Source organism: Rhodococcus sp. WS3, from assembly GCF_003797085.1.
Taxonomy (GTDB): domain Bacteria; phylum Actinomycetota; class Actinomycetes; order Mycobacteriales; family Mycobacteriaceae; genus Rhodococcus_F; species Rhodococcus_F globerula.
In genome coordinates this window covers 606814-622478 of sequence record NZ_RKMA01000002.1, presented here as the reverse complement: position 1 = coordinate 622478, position 15665 = coordinate 606814, and the positions used below count along the sequence as shown (strand labels likewise).

The window sequence follows — 15665 nt, the reverse complement described above, 5'->3', positions numbered from 1 at the left end:
GACAGAGAATGACTCCTCTGCAGTTACAGAACTGATCTTCCTCGGCGGTGCAGCGTGACTGCCGATTTCGGCCGCACCGGGAGCCGCTCACTGACAACTTGTCAGAGTCGGCTCCATACTCGATGCGACTTGAGCAGTGTGACCACTTGTTCAAGTACCGATACGCTGTCCTCGCCGGTCACGACGCCGTCCGCCGCAGTGAGTTCTGCGGTTTCGAGAAGTTCCGTCGCGTCATTCCATGCGCCGATGGCCTTGCCGTGCCGGAACATTTCCGACAGGAGGATATTCACTCGTGGGTCTGCAGGTGCCCCTGCGAGCAGGAGAGCGTCGAATTCGATCGATCGTGCGGTATCGAAGGTGCGCGAGACGGGAACAGTGACCGAGTCCGAGACCAATGTGCCGCCGTGCGGGGCGATCACCAGCGGCACTATCCCGCTTTCTGCGAGGCCTGACACTATCGCTTCGACGGCGGGAAGGTCGGAGTTCTCATCGGCGACGATGCCGATCACCCGGCCGGTGACCGGCCATTGCGCGCCGATCTGGGACAGGGCAGAGCTAGGCATCGGTGCGTCGTCGAACGGAATTGACGGCTTCGGGGCCGGGAGGCCAAGGCCGGCGGCGACCTTCGCGCACAGGTCGGGATCGATGTTGGCGATCACACCGAGGGCTCGTTCTTTGATCGTTTGTTCGTAGCACTTTCCTAGTTCGAAGGTGTACGCCTGTGCCACATGGTCTTGTTCGATGACAGTGAGACTGCTGTAAAACAGGCGCGCCTGCGAGTAATGGTCGTCGAATGTTGCTGGCGCGCCGCGAAGTTTTGTACCGGCCTTGAGCGCTACCGGTACTTCGACGAACGCCCCGACTTCTGCGCCGGCCATGAAGGGGCAACCCCCGTCGAGGGAGTTCGGCTTGTAGGGGGCGACACCGGAATGTACTGCGCTCTGGTGCATTCCGTCGCGGAACATGTCGTTGACCGGTGCATGTGGGCGGTTGATCGGGATCTGACCGAAGTTGGGTCCACCCAGCCGGCTGATCTGGGTGTCCAGGTAAGAGAACAGGCGGGCCTGTAGTAGCGGGTCGTCGGTGACGTCGATACCGGGCACGAGGTGCCCCGGGTGGAAGGCGATCTGTTCGGTTTCGGCGAAGAAATTGGTCGGGTTCGCGTTGAGCGTCATCACCCCGATCGGTTGAACCGGGGCCAGTTCTTCAGGAACGAATTTGGTGGGATCGAGGAGGTCGATGCCCTCGAACATCTGCTCGGGGGTGTCGGGGAAGATCTGGATGCCCAGTTCCCATTCCGGGTACGCACCCGCTTCGATGGCGTCGGCGAGATCGCGGCGGTGGAAGTCGGGATCGAACCCGTTGATCAGTTGCGCTTCTTCCCATACCACCGAGTGCACACCCAGGCGCGGCTTCCAGTGGAACTTCACGAGCGAGGTTTCTCCGTCGTCGTTGAGAAGACGGAAGGTGTGAACGCCGAATCCTTCCATCATTCGATACGACCGGGGGATACCGCGGTCGGACATGTTCCAGAGGGTGTGCGCGGTGGCTTCGGTGTGGAGGGAGACGAAATCCCAGAATGTGTCGTGTGCGCTTTGTGCTTGCGGGATCTCGCGGCATGGATGATGTCGGGGAATTTGATTCCGTCTTGGATGAAGAAGACCGGGATGTTGTTGCCGACCAGGTCGAATGTTCCTTCGGCTGTGTAGAACTTGGTGGCGAAGCCGCGAGTGTCTCGGACTGCGTCTGCCGAGCCGCGTGAGCCGAGCACTGTGGAGAAGCGGACGAATACGGGGGTTTCGACTCCTCTGCGGAGGAAGCCTGCCTTGGTGACCTTTTCAGCGGCACCGAAGGCGCGGAACACTCCGTGGGCGCCGGCGCCGCGGGCGTGAACGACGCGCTCGGGGATCCGCTCGTGATCGAAGTGGGTGATCTTTTCCCGTAAGTGGTGGTCCTGGAGCAGAGTTGGGCCGCGTTCTCCGGCTTTGAGAGAGTGGTCTGTGTCGTAAAGGCGGGCGCCCTGTGCGGTGGTCAGATATTCGCCCTGCTGCGAGCGCGCCGACGGTGGTCCTTCGACGACTTCGGCTGTCGCCGTGCGCAGTTGAGGGGAGCGTTGATCGGCCTTCGGGGGCAACGGAATGCGTGGCTTGACCGGTTCCTCCAGCGGCGGAGTCGCCTGGCCGGGCGCTCCGGAGATCGGAGGGCTCTTTTTAGAGATTTTTTTGGACACGATGACTCCTCGATTCTCTGTCAGAAACTTGTCAGAAATATGTGTCGTGGAGAGAGCGCGGGAGCGCACTTTGCGGTAGGGCTTGTTCCGTTCCCGATGAAGTGTCGGTACGGGTGAACCTCGACGAATGGATCAATCGCGGAGATTTTGGCTCGCCCGTATTTCACTCCGTCAGCGATGCGTGTTGCTGTTCAACCCAGTGGTACGGGCCAGTGATGTTTTGTGGATCAGCGAATATCGTTGGAATCCCCGAACGCTGCCTATTTCTGATCATCACGCACGTCGGGTACGGTGCGGTAGCTTGCCAAGAAAACCTTCCTGCGGTGCGGGTATCGCCTCTGGTCCGCTCTATCGCGAGTGTGGATCGGTTGCAGGTCCTTGTGTGGTGGCGCCGCCCTCGTCGGACCAGGTTTCGCCGCCGGAAGGATCCGATTGCACGTCCCCGGCTGCGTTTTCGCTGCTGGGATCTGTGTGGACAGTCTCGATGTCGTCGGGTGGACCCTCGCCTGTACGTGCTTGCTTGTCGGTCAAAGTACCTCCGGGGTTCATCTCGGCTCGTCGGCCGAGGGGAATCGACTATCGTTGCTGCCGTCCATGTTTCGCGCCTGGCATTCAGTTATTCGAGATGCGACGATGCTCGACGTGTCTCATGCGCGAAGTGGCTGAAGTTCACATCGGGTCCTCGTGAGTGAGAGCCCGGTAGCTTTTTGCGCCAGCTCGGTCCACTGCTGCTTTCACGACGGCGAAAACTGCTCCCTGGAGCGCCGCCGCGATCAGGACTTCTTTGCTCGATCTGTTGAGATCTTGCGGGTCGGGGGCTTTTTCGTCATGCCCGACGCGCTTCCAGATCTGTTGAAACACCGCTCCAGCGGCGATTCCACCAATCACGCTCGTTGCGAGGGAAAGCGGTTTGTACATTGCTTTGGTTATTGCGCTCATTGTGTGAATTCCTCCATTGATGTCGTTCTGTTAGAAGGAAGCGATCGCTGCGGCGCCGAGCGATGTTCTGCCATGATCGAACCCGGCAACAAGCGTTGCTGCCGTTGGAAGATGCGATGTTCGCGTTGCGTCACGGTTCCGGAGTTCTCCTCACTTATCGCCGGTAGCTATCCGGCTGAACGCCGTACAACGGCGGGTTCAGTCTTGGCGCGCTTTGTCGGCTGACTCTTGGCTGATGAGTAAGTCTTCGGTGAGGTGTGGATGGTTGTATGCGCTCAGTCGTTTCTGCGGCACTGCAGCCACGTTCGCGCCGTCGTCAGTGCTCAGTCCCGGTATCGTGAATCGGACATACGTCTTCCTCTCTTGAGATGTCGAACTGTTCGCGCGAATGTGTGCGTGCAGTTGCGGCATCATCGCCAAAGATCGTCTCTGTCTGTTCAGCCGATGCTTGCGGCCAATTCCTTCCTCATGGGGTCCCCGAACATCGGGGCGATCCGGAACTCGAGCTCCCGGTGTTCACAGTTGAACTTCCGGGGTTTGATCGCGCCGGGCCGAGCGGACTGGATGTCGATCGCTGTCATCGTCCTCCTGAAGCCAAGTGTGCAGTAGCGGCAGTATGTGCAGTTTCAGGCGCTCTAAATCTATACCAGGAGAAGTAGATAATTGGCAAGCCTGGACGGGCGAAACTGGAGGCGAAAACATGGTTTGCATCACCAGTTTTTGGGCCGTTGCCAGATGAAATGCTTGTTTATGTCGCATTTGGGGGGCGAAACCTCCCCTTCCCCTTCCGTGAAATCTGTGTCTTACGGGATAGATTTATTGCTGTCGATTGATGAGCTCCGGGTCGCAGATTGTGCCTGAAACGTCTGCAGTGACATTGGAGCGGTGCTGCTTGATGCCCTGCCGGTCGTGCAGTGCACATCGAGATTGGGGCGAGAAACGTGTTGCGCAATGGATTATCCGACAGTTTCACTGAGTAGGAAGAGTCTGCTGCGGAGCTGGCGGTGGACCCCAATTTCCACGGCGGGTCAGATGTTTCCGGCTCACCGATACAGCCGAACGTTATCTGGTGAAAAACACTCGCAATTGGGAACGTAGTCGCTGCGTAATCGCTTGCGCAGTCATAGGTTCGGCACTGATTGTCGGCGGTAGCCGAATGTCGACGCCACTCGCTGTAGTTGACACATCGACTGTGAGAGGTGAGCGGTGCCAGGGGCCGGGTCTCCTCTGCGGCGAGTTAGTGCAGTCGGATGTGCGGTCCTTCGGAGTCGATATGGGCGATCGACAAGGCTGCGGGATCCGGCGCGGCCGATACTGGGTGAGACGCTCGACTGTGCGGTAAGACTCGCGGCGGTGTGTTCTCGGGTGCCCGGCACCGGTGGCATTCGTCGATCGCCATATGTGGCGGGCCCACTATGTGCCGGCAGTTCGTCGGACCGGATGATGGAGTGGGCTGGGAGTTCGAGTATTCTTCGATCCCGGTCGGGAGTCGGCGCTCCGACCTGCGCGTAGATGATTTTTATGGTGACACTGCGGGTGGAAGGAAGAATGGCAGTGGAGACATCGGAGAAGTCGGTTCTGGATGTTTATGGGCGGATTTCGCAGGTGGCGCGGACGGTGCACGGAACGCTTACCGGTGGTGTTATGGCACCGTCGGAGGTGCTCGAGGAGGTCGCCGAGGCTGCGGTGAAACTGCTCCATGGTGTCGATCATGCGGGGATCACCTTGGTGCGCCGCCATCGTCCTGGACATCGTCCTGAGCATTTCGAGTCGGCTGCAGCGACCGGTAGAGTGCCGACGCGGTTCGACGAATTGCAGCACGAGCACGGTGAGGGGCCGTGTTTCGATGCGATCTGGTCTCGTCAGACGGTGCGGATAGTCGACGTAATTTCGGATCCGCGGTGGCCCGCGTTTATGACTGCGGTGCGGGAGCAGACTCCGGTTCGGTCTGTGTTGTCGATCCAGCTTTATACCGATGGCGACGAACTCGGCGCATTGAACCTGTTCTCGGACAATGCCGGCGGGTTCGACGCCGAAACGGAGGAGCAGGCGATCAATCTGGCTACCCATGCGGCCATTGCGCTTTCGAGTGCACGTCGCGGTGAGCAGTTTCGCAGTGCGCTGGCCTCACGTGATCTGATCGGCCAAGCCAAGGGCATGCTCATGGAACGTTTCGACGTCGATGCCATAGCGGCGTTTCAGATGCTTCGAACGCTCTCGCAAGAGATGAACGTGTCCGTGCTCGAGTTGGCGGAAAGGGTGGTCCTCCGCGAGGTTCCGGTTGGTAACGAGTAACGCCGAATATGGGAAGTGCTTCGCTGGGAAATGTTGTGGCAGAGCAGTTTCGCTGCTCTCTGCCTGATGGATGCGTGGCCGGCGCCCCATCAGGCAGGGAGTGCGCCTAGTTCGGCCCCGTTGGTTCGATTCTTTCAGGCCGAAATCGACGGCGTATCGGATCAACGTCTCGCCGAAGCGACACACCAAAGGCTCGTCGACGCTTTCGATTCTGCCCTCCATCACCTTGAGGCTCTCGGCAACAAGTTGTTGCCGATGTTGACTTCGGGAGTATCAGCAGCCCCGCGACGTCACTCCCAGCTGATGTCGCCGGTCCCGACAATCAAAGCTGCGCGTCGGCCGATTAGTGCATCTGATTGATCCGCGTCGCAAGAGTTGCGTTCTCGGCCTCGAGTGAGAGGATCAATCCGATTCCGACTAAGTTCACTCCGTTGGCGATCAATTCGCTAATGCGACGTAGCGTGGTCAGATCCGCTTCGCTGTAGCGGCGGGTTCCGCCATCGGTGCGCGTCGGGGTCAACAACCCTCTTCGGTCGTAGAGCCTTAAGGTCTGCGGTCCGATGCCGGATAACTCCGACATCACCGAGATCCCGTACACGCCGCGCAGTGAGGGCGGTTGACGTTCGAAAGTCACGGTGAACCTCCTCATCGTAATCGGCTGATCGTAATGGGTTGTCACGCGACCTTAACATCTGTGACCATAAAATCTATATCTACGGGTTTAGATTTGGTCCAGTCGGCACTGGCTGACCTCCAGAGTTTCCTGCATTTCAGCTGTTCGGGGCGTGCATCAGTCTTTGCGGGAAACGTCTCGCCTAAGTTGTTGCTCTTTCGGGCATGCGAATTATCTGTGTTGGCCGATGTAGATTTAAAGAACGTGGATGCTTAGACGGGCGCTCGTTCATCCCTTCACCTCGCGAACGCGATGACGGCGATCGACATCCCGTTCGCTCATAGCGGCGACATTGCCTCGGGCAGTTCCACCGTGAACACGCCGGAACCCGCGCTAGGAATCGCCGCCAAGATATTCGGGCATCCCGTATCAGAAGAGTTGACCGTGGATATCGGCTGAGCGGGTGGCCGAAACAACACGCTGGCCGGTTTTTGCGGCTAACGCCATATCTCGCTGATCCTAGGCCGGGTTCGCAGGTCCAAATCTTCGCAGGTCCAAATCTCTGAGGGGTTATCGCTCGAACGTTGTTCGATGGCTTCGAGAGCGGATCGACCGTCGGGGTCTCCATAGCGTGTCCGGGCGGGTGTGTTTCCCGATTTCGCCCGACCGGACGGCAGTCTCACGGAGAAGTGCCCGTTGAATGGCAAGTGCCCGTTGAATGGCAAAGTGCCGCCTATCGGTTCAGTCCTGCCCAATGCTCCTCCGCAACAGAAGTTTTGGAACCATGAAGGCAACTCGATGCCCACACCGACATGGGCCCAGCACTGAGGTGATCGACGACGGAATCACGCTCGTTGGAATCGAACGATTACTTGCTGGAAGCCGAGAATTCGATTCTGGCCGCGATCTCTCAGCTGAGCGACACGACTGACGACCCGGCTTGAGCTGGTGCCATGACATCGGTTGATGCGGTTGATGCGGTTGCATCAGGTCGTGCCATGTCACCGAAGTCTGCGTCCGCGACGATCTTGTTACCGTCGGCTTCGAGGCGGGTGAGTGCGGAATCGAACGCGTCTACGAGCCATGGGTCGGCAGCCTCGCCGAGCAGTGTGTCCGGTATCGACTCGATGTTGGTCTGAAAGACACGAATCGTCCAGGATCCACTTGTATCGGGCTCGTCCGAGAGGCCCCGGCCGGTGTTGGTGGCCAAGACGTAGCGGTTGTATTCGAGGTCGACGCGGATGGCGTAGTCACCGGCAAGGTTGACCACGTTGGCGGGGCGATGGGTAGCGGTGGCCAATGCGATCAGTGCGTCGTTGTACTTTTCCGAGAATTTCTTCGTAAGGGGCATGGCTGTCCTACCTGTCTAGGCGTGGCCGTTGCAATATTGCAATGGCTGATGAAGACAGTTCGTTGCCGCGGCTTGACGAGGAACTATGAGTGATCCTATCTCAGGTAGACCGGATACACCCATGCTGCCAATCTTTGGGTGGTCAGAGATGCAGGTGTTCAGAGATGTGCTGTGGCGCTCAACCATGCATTCGTAGACCTACTCGAAGATGACGGCTACGCCCGTGGCGACGAGTTCCTCTCTGTTGCCTGTGCATTGTGGACACCATGACCACACCGTTTACCGTCACCTACGTCGAGCATCCCGGCCCGACCGCTGACAGCGGCTTGTGGAACCACGCGAACTTCGAGCGGGAACTGTTAAGGACGCTCATGGAAAGGCCTGGCGATCCGGCCGGTCTCGCACGACGTGGAATAGACGCGGTCTGCGCCCGGCTCGGACGACAAGCAACGGGCCCGCAAAGCGCCCGAGTCCGTCCATCGGTCCTGTGAATTGCGATAACGATCTGAATTGAAGAGTTTGCCGAGCAGACTAGCGTCCAGCGCTCGAAAAGCGCTGGACCGCAACCCGCGGGGGACATCACTATTTCAGGCCGCGAGACCCGTCTGCGGAATCGTTGAGGTGCATGGCTGTAAATCTGCGCCCGTTGGATATCGGGGGTCCGGCGGCTCAGAGTGTGGCGATCACTTACGGAACGAAAAAGGTTGCGACGCCAGGGGTAATCGTTCCGGCCGCAGATAGAACCGCGACTGCGATTTGCCCGGTGCCGGTCTGCAGGGTCGCCTCGGCCGGGTATCCGTGCAGTCCGTCAGACAGTCGGGCGGTTCCGGACGTCCCGGTCGACAAGTTCAACCAGCGCACTTCCGACGAGAGCAGGCACCCCCACCGGCCTTCTTTACCTCCGGTGATCCTCAGCGTGCCCGCTTGTTCGCCGACCACGGCCACACAGCGGACCGCGGGTGCGTCGAAGCTGCCATTCGGGTTCCCGTACGGAGCCGGATCGATCTGGAACGGAACGGTGACTGCAGCGGAGGCCGCGGCTACCGGCGCCAGAGCCGAACCGATCACTACGGACGAGCAGATGGCCAGTCGGCGAACAAGATTCATTACGGTGCCCTCCAGCAGGCGGGAAATTAGTGTCGCGCCCATCCTTCACCCGGACTGCAGTCGTGGCAAGGCGAGGCCGAGCTCTCGGATTGGAGAAGTTGGGTCGCTGGGTTACTGATCTGCCAGGCTCCCGAATTGGTTTCCATCGCTTCCGAGTGTCGCGTAGGTTAGGTGATTTCCGTTGTTTACCCAGCACTACACCTTTCGTGACGAGACCCTCACCGATACGTCGTTCCAGTGGGCGCCGTGGTTGCAATGTTTGTTCTGCTCGGCCCGTACTTCGCATGGTGGCCTTTCCGTACCTGGCGTACGACACGAATCGTTGTTGTCGCCGCACCGGATTTGTTGGTTATCGTCGCGGCCAAGCTGGCATGGCTGGTGAAGCTACCCGGTGGCACGCGATTTTTGCTCTCGCTCATCAATGTCGGCGGCCCGTGGTACCAGTTCGAGGACGGCTCGTAGCAAAACCAGGTCAATCAGAGCAGTGTTGCGCCGAAGTCGGTCAGGTCCGGCTCTCAGTTCAGTATCCGACGCAGCTGTCTCGCCTGGGCCGCGAGTTCGCCTGTTGCGGTGAATAATTCGGTCTCGTCGACGCACAGCGTGTCTGTTGCCCACACGGTGCGATGGCGCAGGCGGTGCCACGGTGAATCCGACGGTGTGGTGGGAGCAAAATGTGCGCTGAACTCGACGGTGGGAATTGCAACAGGCATCGTCAGGGTCGCAAAAAGCCCGGGCGGCAATGCGTCGAGTAGGACTGCAGAGCGCTCTGTCGTCGTGAAATCGAGATTGTCGAGCAAGCGAATCCAGACATCGAACTCGGGGGAGTCGCCACCTGCAAACGGTCGGGCGGCGTTGATCGGGCGAATGTCGAGATGCTGTGAGAACGGTACGAAGTCGATCGGTATCTCGAGGCGTGGCAGAGTCGACGGGTCGTCAGAGGCCGGTTCCACTGATGAGGTCGTCCGGACTGTGTGGCTGATATCGCGCGCGAGACGAACGAGCGCGGTAGCGGAATCGGCAAGTGCGACTCGGCAACTGACGGTACGGCCGCCATGCACGTCATCGACTGTCAGGGCGGCTACGCCGGGTGGGACCGGCCGATCGAGGTGCGCGCTGACCGCGGCAGGCGAGGCGCCGGTGGCGTCGACTGCTGCTCGGATCATGCTCGCGACGACGAGGCCACCATGGATTCCGTCGAAACTCTTCCAGCTCGCCTCGAAAGTGGCGCTGTGCGATGTCGTGGTGGTGACAGTCATATCGAGGGCTCCCGTAGTTCGGCTGACATCTGACTTGTGCTTTCTATAGTCAGAACCTTAGGGTCTGACTATGGTAATTACAAGCCAGGCACAGGTGGATATGAACCTACTGATCCACGGATCGGGCGCGCTCTCGAGGATGTGATCGGTCTCGTTGATACTGAAACTGACGGATATTGCTGATGGCGCAGTATCTTCGCTTTCGCGTTGGCTTCGTACGTGTCGGTCGCACCGCGAACTCGGCTCGGCGTCGGCAGTTGCGGATTCGAAGCAGACACTTCGCTTTACGTATCTCTCGACTGTCCTGCTGGTAGGCCTTGTGCTCAACAGCCTGTTCGGCTGGTCCCAGATCAGATTGCGGCGTTGGCGATCGCCGTCTTCGCTGCGAAGGAATGCGTCAGGGGGAGGTCTATCAGTCGAGTACGTCGAAGGCTGACTGATACAAGGCTGACCGTGTGGACCTCGACCCCCGACGCTCGTGACCCCAAATTTCTCACACCGACGATCAACTGCCAGGTACGCCTAGATCACGGCTCCGCCGCTCAGTACGCTGACCAGTCCGATCGCGATGAACGCCACTACGTAAAGCGGACCCCTGATGGGGTCTCCGGCACTTGCTCCCTCGTGAAGCCAATTGAGAATGTCGATGGAACCCATATGCACACTCCTGCTCTCGTTTGGACGACCATTCACGGATTCAATCGCCCACACATTCGCCAGTGTTACTCATATCGGACAAAATCGACTCCAGTCACCCGCTGGCTCAACGTCTCTCGAACGTAGTGTGCACGTACCCGTCGAGTGTGTGGGTTGTCTCAGAGCCCGGTGAACAATGCCTGGTCGGGATCTTCTGATCCGATCACCGCGGGAGTGACCATGGGGAGATCCCCGATGACAGCGTTGTTGTCCGATACCTCGATCAGGTAACCCGGTGTGGTCCTCGAACTGTCCTGTTGCCCCCGGGCACCACCCATCGCGCCTGCTCCACCACCCATCATGGCGCCTCCTGGGCTCGTGCCGGTCACTGCACCACCAGCAGTTCCCGACGGCGCAAAGGGGGTAGGGGATTGGCTGGTCGACGAAAGGGGTTGTAGCGCTGCAATTCCTGAAGGTCCGACGATGCCACCGCCACCTGAGGAGGCTCCGAACGTTCCGCTGCCCGCGCGCGTGGTGGCTGCGGGCCCGATTGCACCACCCGCACTTCCGAGTTGGTGTGAGACGCCTGCGCCCGAAGCGGCGAACGGATTTCCAGTGCCCCAGAGTTTGTCGACGCCCGAGTTCAATGCCGCTGCGGCGTGCGCTGCGCTGGTCTGCGCCGGTCCGGATGGTGTGGCGCCGGCTGCTGAACCACCGGTGGCGGACTGTAATTGTGTAGCTCCAGCGGTAGCGCCTTCAAGCAGCTGTGACGCTTGTTGGGCGAGCGGTCCAGCTGCAGCGAGTGCGTCGCTGACTGGTGGTGCCGGAACCGGGATCGAACCGGAAAGGGAGTTCATCGTGGCAGTGTGTGCGAGCATTTCCGAGCGGGTCGTATTTACTGCTGCGATGGCCGCCTGCATGTGTTCTGCCGCCGCCGCGAGCAGCATGGCCTGCCCGGGCGGGGTCAACGCTATCGGCGCTGCCGCTACCACTGCCGAGGCAAATGATTGTGCGATGGTCGCCAATTGAGCGTTGCCACGCTGCACGGATTCCGCCGCTGCAGCAGTGGTTTGGGAGATTGCATTCCCACGATCGCTGAGCTCTGATCCGCTGCGTTGAGCTACCTCGTTGATCTGTGTAGCGGCCTGGTTACCTGCGCCGCTCCATGTTTGGCTCACTGAGGAAAGCCCCTGTGTGGACAGTCCGGCTGCCTTGTCGATGAGTGCACTGGCCGAACTGAGGACGTTGACCGGATCAACACCACTGAAGACCCCCGAACCGAGGCTCTGCGCAAGCTGGATCAGCGGTGTGAACAGTTGGTCCACGCCGGGCAGGGACGGCAGTGAAATTCCTTGCATGATCAGATCGGCGGCGCCCTGCGGGAGTTCCGGCGTGGGCGGCGCCATGAGGTATTCAGGAATCGCCGAGTTCTCGACGGGCTCGGGCAGTTCCAGGCCGAGAACGGGTGCAAGCGCACTGCCCTGGAGAAACTCGAGAACCGTCGTAGGCTCGTCAGGAGTGCTCATGCAAGGTCCCCGTTGGTGGCAGCGTTACGTCGGAGGTCGGCGGCGCCCGCCTTGTCGGTGCCGTCGTATGTGCTCGCGGCCGCACCGGCCGTCGCAGAAGTTCCGGCATAGTACGCGGCAAGTGCCGCAACGTCTTTGGTGTGCGTCGCCTGTGCACGTGCGAAGGCTTCGAGGAACTCGAGTCCGACGGGCCCGACTGCCGGTGCTACGGCTGCGAGGTTGGCGTTCAGATCCATTACCGCGGCGTGGGCAACCTGACCGGCAGATTCTGCTGCTGTAGTGCCATACGTGCGGATGTCGTCGGTGACGACAGAAAGCTCGCTCATCATTACCCCCGTAGTTGGTAAGCGTCTTCTCAGGACTCTAACGGAATGAATTGGTCGAGTGCATGTTCGTGTGCCCCGACGCCTTTGAGAGACTGAACCCATGAAAACTGCTTCGGACGTTATTGCCCGACTTGCGTCCGATCCCACCCGTTCCGGATTGGTGATGGACTTCGACGGGGTTCTCGCTCCGATAGTCGACGATCCGGCCGCGAGCGCTCTCTTGCCGGGCGCCGCCGACGTACTCGACGTGTTATCACGTCATCTCGCAATGGTGGGCTTGCTTTCCGGTCGTCCCGTCTCTTTCCTTCGTGAGCGGGTGCCCGGCGAGAATGTTGTCCTCATGGGCTCGTACGGAGTCGAGACGTGGGTTGACGGGGAAATTCGAGTATTACCGGCCGTGGCGAAGTGGAAGCCGGCGGTTGCCGAGGCCGAGGCCGAACTACGGCGATTGTTTGATGCCGCAGACGTCCCGGGGATTCATGTCGAGGGGAAGGGGCTTGCCGTCGCTGTGCATTGGCGGCAGGCACGCGAGAGAGTTGCCGCTGCGGCGTTCGTGGAGCATGTGGTGCGTGAGGTCGCAGCGAAGACCGGGCTGCGCCGCGAGCCGGGCAAGCTCGTCGAGGAGTTGCGCGCTCCTGTAGACGAGGACAAGGGGACGGGATTGCAGCGGGCGATCCGGGCCGCTGGCGTCGATGCGGTGGCATACGCGGGTGACGACCGGGGTGACTTGCCGGCATTTGCGGCCGTGTTGGCGCTCGGCGGCGACGCATTGGTAGTCGGCGGCGTCGACATCGCGCCGGAAGTTGCCGCAGTCGACGGCGTTGCGTTCAGTGATCCGGAAGAGTTCTTGGTGTGGATGAAGGACCTGGCGACGGTTCTCGATGCACAAATTTGATAACAAGGCCGTGATTTCCGTGCGGCGAGTCACAAAAAGTCTGTGATGGTCGTCACGTAACGGATGGATAACGATCGGTATGGTTGAAGCTCGAATCAAACTTCCGACCTGCAATTTTCTGCCGATTTCGGGCGGGCTAATGATACGGGCGTGCCAAAAAATTGCCCCGTGACCTTTCCGTGACCATCGCCTAGCGTCGTTGGCAGTCCGAAACAGCCGGACAAACACCGGCCCGCAACTGCGTGCTTCTGCCCCGCGGGTCCGGTACTCCCCAAACCTTCGCGGGGCAGGAGTGAAACAGGCGAGTCGTTCGATACGGCACACATGTGCCAGGTCCGATGTCGTCCGCGGTAGCGGAGAGGATTTACCTGATGACCAGCATTACTTTCAAGCGCGCCCTCGGCGCAGTTGCAACAGCCGGCGCAGTAGTAGCCATCCCGCTCGCGATGAGCACCGGCACCGCCTCCGCAGCCGGCCACGACTGGTCCGGAGTCGCGAACTGCGAGTCTTCCGGAAACTGGGCAGCCAACACCGGAAACGGCTTCTACGGCGGCTTGCAGTTCACGCAGAGCACGTGGGAGGCATACGGCGGATCGGGCAACGCTGCCAACGCAAGCCAGTCCGAGCAGGTCCGCGTCGCCGAGAACGTTCTCGAAGGCCAGGGCGTCGGCGCATGGCCCGTGTGCGGCCAGTACCTGACCGGCGGAACCACCGCAGCCACCTACCAGGAGGCTTCTGCCCCCGTCACGGCTGAGGCCAGCGTCGAATCTGCTCCTGTTGCCACTACCGGCGGTAACTACGTGGTCCAGATCGGCGACACCTTGTCTTCGATCGCTTCAGCTCACGGCATCTCGCTGGACGCTCTTGCAGGTCAGGTCGCAAACATCAACCTGATCTTCCCGGGACAGAGCCTGTCCGTCTAACCACCCTTGTGGTTGAACACTTCTGAATGTGTCCGGAGCGATTGCGCTCCGGACACATTCGGCGTTTGTGCAGTTCGACTGTATTTAGGGTTCGATATCCGGTAGCGCGGACGCTGATGCCTCGTACTCGAGTCGGCGTTGCACACCGGCTACTTCTCTCACCGCATTGCCGAGCAGGCTGCGCGAGAGGGGAGTGAGGTCCGCGACCACGATCTCGTCGGTGGGCATCATGCCGGCGGCAAACTGATCCGTCTGGTGACGGACTCGGATCTGCTGGAGAACCTCGAAAGACTCGATGAGCACCCGCGTGTCGTCGGCGGGGAGGAAACCGGTGTCGGAAGCAACCTTCAGGCGTTCGACGGTGGTGCTCGTACGTGCGCCTACGGACGTGCCGGCCCAGCGTGCGATATTCACGATCGGTTGCACAGCTGTGGATTTCAGGTTGACGGTACCGGTACGGCGTGTCACCACGTCCCGCAACGAATGTAGTTTTGCCTTCTCGCCCACGGCTTCTCGAAGTAGTAGTCGCATGACGGCCGGGTTGAGGCGTAACTGATCCAAGGCTTCGGGCCTCGGATCGAGGGCAGGATCTCCCGCAACAACGCGGGCGTCTGCCAGCATCGACAGCATGACGAGGGCCTGGTCCTGGTAGGGATTGGCTACCCACTTGCGTAAGGCGCGGCGCCACTGCGGGAGCGTACGTGCGAATCGTGCCTGAGTTGCGACTGCGTTCTGCGCGTCGCGAGGGAATCCACACCGGTCGAGAATCTCGTGGATCCGCTGCGCCGCATCCGCACCTTCGCGGTGCGACTCTCCGCCCCACACCAACGCGCTGTCGATGTCCGACGACGGCAGAGCCTCGCGCCGGGCCGCGCTGCCGAGTGACAGCCAGGCAAAGTCCGGGCGTTCGTCGCCGCCCACCACCAGTTCGATTGCGCGCCGCACCGTCACGTCGATCAAGACCGATAGCGTGCCACTGATATCGATGGGTGAGACCCGTGCGTCGACCAGGCCGGTGACCAGCTCAGGTACAGCTCGGGCCGTGGCAATGAGTTCGACGTCGGTCTTGGCAGTCGCAAGGGCGGCGCGAAGTTCGAAGCCCTGATTTGTTGCCGACGTCAGAAGGTCGCTCAGTTCGAGCACCCCCAGAAGTTCGCCGGACGCCGTGACGACGGGAAGGTGGCGCAATCCGTGTTCGAGCATGTCCGTGACAGCGTCGGCTCCGAGTCGATCCGGATCCACCGTCACGGCAGACGGCGTCATCACCGTGGAGACCGGGCGAGCGCTGTCGATTCCTCCGACAACAACTCGGCTGCGCAGATCGCCCTCCGTGAAGATTCCGTAAGTGCTTGCATCTGTGGGAATTACGACGGCTCGACGCCCGGCTTCGGTCATCAGTACAGCGGCATCGCGGATGGAGGATTCCCCGGAACATACAATTGCCGGTCCCCGCAACAGATCTCGTACCGCACGCATGGCTGGGTTCGGTACCGAGATTCGCGCGGTGTAGCCCGTCATGGCTCCATTGTCGCAGGCATGTCCGATTGATCGTCATGTCGGTCGCGGCG

At 60.5% G+C, this 15665-nt stretch carries 17 protein-coding genes and 1 pseudogene; 6 read left to right on the top strand and 12 right to left on the bottom strand.

All coding sequences use genetic code 11. The features are described 5' to 3' along the window. Positions 1-101 precede the first annotated feature (101 nt). The 4 genes and pseudogenes from EEB13_RS16930 to EEB13_RS31570 all read right to left on the bottom strand — a co-directional run bounded on the left by EEB13_RS16930 (position 102) and on the right by EEB13_RS31570 (position 3750). Positions 102-2218 (bottom strand): annotated as a pseudogene (locus EEB13_RS16930) (catalase). A gap of 360 nt (positions 2219-2578) precedes the next feature. Continuing rightward, positions 2579-2761 carry a hypothetical protein gene (locus EEB13_RS16925; protein ID WP_141485870.1) on the bottom strand — a complete coding sequence of 61 codons (183 nt, stop codon included), beginning with the start codon at positions 2759-2761 and terminating at the stop codon, positions 2579-2581. A 138-nt stretch (positions 2762-2899) separates the two neighbouring features. Then, entirely contained in the window at positions 2900-3169 is a 270-nt protein-coding gene (locus EEB13_RS16920) for a DUF4235 domain-containing protein (protein WP_033236141.1), read from the bottom strand. A gap of 437 nt (positions 3170-3606) precedes the next feature. Further along, positions 3607-3750, bottom strand: a complete 144-nt coding sequence (locus EEB13_RS31570) for a hypothetical protein (protein ID WP_155276694.1) — start codon at positions 3748-3750, stop codon at positions 3607-3609. Positions 3751-4717: 967 nt separating this feature from the next. Between EEB13_RS31570 and EEB13_RS16915 the strand changes: the two genes are divergently transcribed. Further along, entirely contained in the window at positions 4718-5464 is a 747-nt protein-coding gene (locus tag EEB13_RS16915; RefSeq protein WP_095887827.1) for a GAF and ANTAR domain-containing protein, read from the top strand. Positions 5465-5807: 343 nt separating this feature from the next. On the opposite strand, the gene EEB13_RS16910 is transcribed toward EEB13_RS16915, so the two are convergent. Next, positions 5808-6098 (bottom strand): MerR family transcriptional regulator, encoded by a 291-nt coding sequence (locus tag EEB13_RS16910; RefSeq protein ID WP_045067544.1) that lies wholly within the window; start codon positions 6096-6098, stop codon positions 5808-5810. A 291-nt stretch (positions 6099-6389) separates the two neighbouring features. Here EEB13_RS16910 and EEB13_RS31565 point away from each other — a divergent pair, with 291 nt between their 5' ends. Continuing rightward, on the top strand, positions 6390-6536 hold the full coding sequence (locus EEB13_RS31565) for a hypothetical protein (protein ID WP_155276695.1): 147 nt from the start codon (positions 6390-6392) through the stop codon (positions 6534-6536). A 451-nt stretch (positions 6537-6987) separates the two neighbouring features. On the opposite strand, the gene EEB13_RS16905 is transcribed toward EEB13_RS31565, so the two are convergent. Continuing rightward, a complete protein-coding gene (locus EEB13_RS16905; RefSeq protein WP_261984574.1) occupies positions 6988-7428 on the bottom strand; it encodes a hypothetical protein in 441 nt (146 codons plus the stop codon). A gap of 266 nt (positions 7429-7694) precedes the next feature. On the opposite strand from EEB13_RS16905, the gene EEB13_RS16900 reads away from it, so the two are divergent. Then, entirely contained in the window at positions 7695-7919 is a 225-nt protein-coding gene (locus EEB13_RS16900) for a hypothetical protein (RefSeq protein WP_141485868.1), read from the top strand. A 196-nt stretch (positions 7920-8115) separates the two neighbouring features. Here EEB13_RS16900 and EEB13_RS16895 read toward each other — a convergent pair whose 3' ends face one another. After that, a complete protein-coding gene (locus tag EEB13_RS16895) occupies positions 8116-8535 on the bottom strand; it encodes a hypothetical protein (protein ID WP_116104379.1) in 420 nt (139 codons plus the stop codon). Positions 8536-8781: 246 nt separating this feature from the next. Here EEB13_RS16895 and EEB13_RS16890 point away from each other — a divergent pair, with 246 nt between their 5' ends. Beyond that, positions 8782-8997, top strand: a complete 216-nt coding sequence (locus EEB13_RS16890) for a hypothetical protein (protein WP_141485867.1) — start codon at positions 8782-8784, stop codon at positions 8995-8997. 53 nt (positions 8998-9050) lie between these two features. On the opposite strand, the gene EEB13_RS16885 is transcribed toward EEB13_RS16890, so the two are convergent. The 4 genes from EEB13_RS16885 to EEB13_RS16875 all read right to left on the bottom strand — a co-directional run bounded on the left by EEB13_RS16885 (position 9051) and on the right by EEB13_RS16875 (position 12279). Further along, the gene (locus EEB13_RS16885; protein ID WP_141485866.1) at positions 9051-9791 is read right to left on the bottom strand and encodes a thioesterase family protein; all 741 of its coding nucleotides are present in this window, start codon (positions 9789-9791) and stop codon (positions 9051-9053) included. 522 nt (positions 9792-10313) lie between these two features. Then, on the bottom strand, positions 10314-10448 hold the full coding sequence (locus EEB13_RS32070; RefSeq protein WP_255285223.1) for a hypothetical protein: 135 nt from the start codon (positions 10446-10448) through the stop codon (positions 10314-10316). 158 nt (positions 10449-10606) lie between these two features. Then, positions 10607-11953 carry a hypothetical protein gene (locus EEB13_RS16880; RefSeq protein WP_261984573.1) on the bottom strand — a complete coding sequence of 449 codons (1347 nt, stop codon included), beginning with the start codon at positions 11951-11953 and terminating at the stop codon, positions 10607-10609. Next, positions 11950-12279, bottom strand: a complete 330-nt coding sequence (locus EEB13_RS16875) for a type VII secretion target (RefSeq protein ID WP_261984572.1) — start codon at positions 12277-12279, stop codon at positions 11950-11952. The genes EEB13_RS16880 and EEB13_RS16875 overlap by 4 nt, the downstream gene beginning before the upstream one ends. Positions 12280-12379: 100 nt before the next feature. Here EEB13_RS16875 and otsB point away from each other — a divergent pair, with 100 nt between their 5' ends. Together otsB and EEB13_RS16865 are read left to right on the top strand one after the other, a co-directional pair. Next, entirely contained in the window at positions 12380-13174 is a 795-nt protein-coding gene (otsB, locus tag EEB13_RS16870) for a trehalose-phosphatase (RefSeq protein ID WP_141485862.1), read from the top strand. Between the two features lie 371 nt (positions 13175-13545). Continuing rightward, positions 13546-14097: a transglycosylase family protein gene (locus EEB13_RS16865; protein WP_092808225.1), complete on the top strand. Its 552-nt coding sequence runs from the start codon at positions 13546-13548 to the stop codon at positions 14095-14097. Positions 14098-14181: 84 nt separating this feature from the next. On the opposite strand, the gene EEB13_RS16860 is transcribed toward EEB13_RS16865, so the two are convergent. Next, a complete protein-coding gene (locus EEB13_RS16860; protein ID WP_261984571.1) occupies positions 14182-15615 on the bottom strand; it encodes a putative nucleotidyltransferase substrate binding domain-containing protein in 1434 nt (477 codons plus the stop codon). Positions 15616-15665 lie beyond the last annotated feature (50 nt).

What these genes read in the sequence shown, in the direction of transcription:
- EEB13_RS16865 (WP_092808225.1), top strand. Translation starts at nt 13,546, where the DNA reads ATGACCAGCATTACTTTCAAGCGCGCCCTCGGCGCAGTTGCAACAGCC.
- EEB13_RS16880 (WP_261984573.1), bottom strand. Translation starts at nt 11,953, where the DNA reads ATGAGCACTCCTGACGAGCCTACGACGGTTCTCGAGTTTCTCCAGGGC.
- otsB (WP_141485862.1), top strand. Translation starts at nt 12,380, where the DNA reads ATGAAAACTGCTTCGGACGTTATTGCCCGACTTGCGTCCGATCCCACC.
- EEB13_RS16900 (WP_141485868.1), top strand. Translation starts at nt 7,695, where the DNA reads ATGACCACACCGTTTACCGTCACCTACGTCGAGCATCCCGGCCCGACC.
- EEB13_RS16915 (WP_095887827.1), top strand. Translation starts at nt 4,718, where the DNA reads ATGGCAGTGGAGACATCGGAGAAGTCGGTTCTGGATGTTTATGGGCGG.
- EEB13_RS31570 (WP_155276694.1), bottom strand. Translation starts at nt 3,750, where the DNA reads ATGACAGCGATCGACATCCAGTCCGCTCGGCCCGGCGCGATCAAACCC.
- EEB13_RS16860 (WP_261984571.1), bottom strand. Translation starts at nt 15,615, where the DNA reads ATGACGGGCTACACCGCGCGAATCTCGGTACCGAACCCAGCCATGCGT.
- EEB13_RS16885 (WP_141485866.1), bottom strand. Translation starts at nt 9,791, where the DNA reads ATGACTGTCACCACCACGACATCGCACAGCGCCACTTTCGAGGCGAGC.
- EEB13_RS32070 (WP_255285223.1), bottom strand. Translation starts at nt 10,448, where the DNA reads ATGGGTTCCATCGACATTCTCAATTGGCTTCACGAGGGAGCAAGTGCC.
- EEB13_RS16905 (WP_261984574.1), bottom strand. Translation starts at nt 7,428, where the DNA reads ATGCCCCTTACGAAGAAATTCTCGGAAAAGTACAACGACGCACTGATC.
- EEB13_RS16895 (WP_116104379.1), bottom strand. Translation starts at nt 8,535, where the DNA reads ATGAATCTTGTTCGCCGACTGGCCATCTGCTCGTCCGTAGTGATCGGT.
- EEB13_RS16920 (WP_033236141.1), bottom strand. Translation starts at nt 3,169, where the DNA reads ATGAGCGCAATAACCAAAGCAATGTACAAACCGCTTTCCCTCGCAACG.
- EEB13_RS16875 (WP_261984572.1), bottom strand. Translation starts at nt 12,279, where the DNA reads ATGAGCGAGCTTTCTGTCGTCACCGACGACATCCGCACGTATGGCACT.
- EEB13_RS31565 (WP_155276695.1), top strand. Translation starts at nt 6,390, where the DNA reads ATGACGGCGATCGACATCCCGTTCGCTCATAGCGGCGACATTGCCTCG.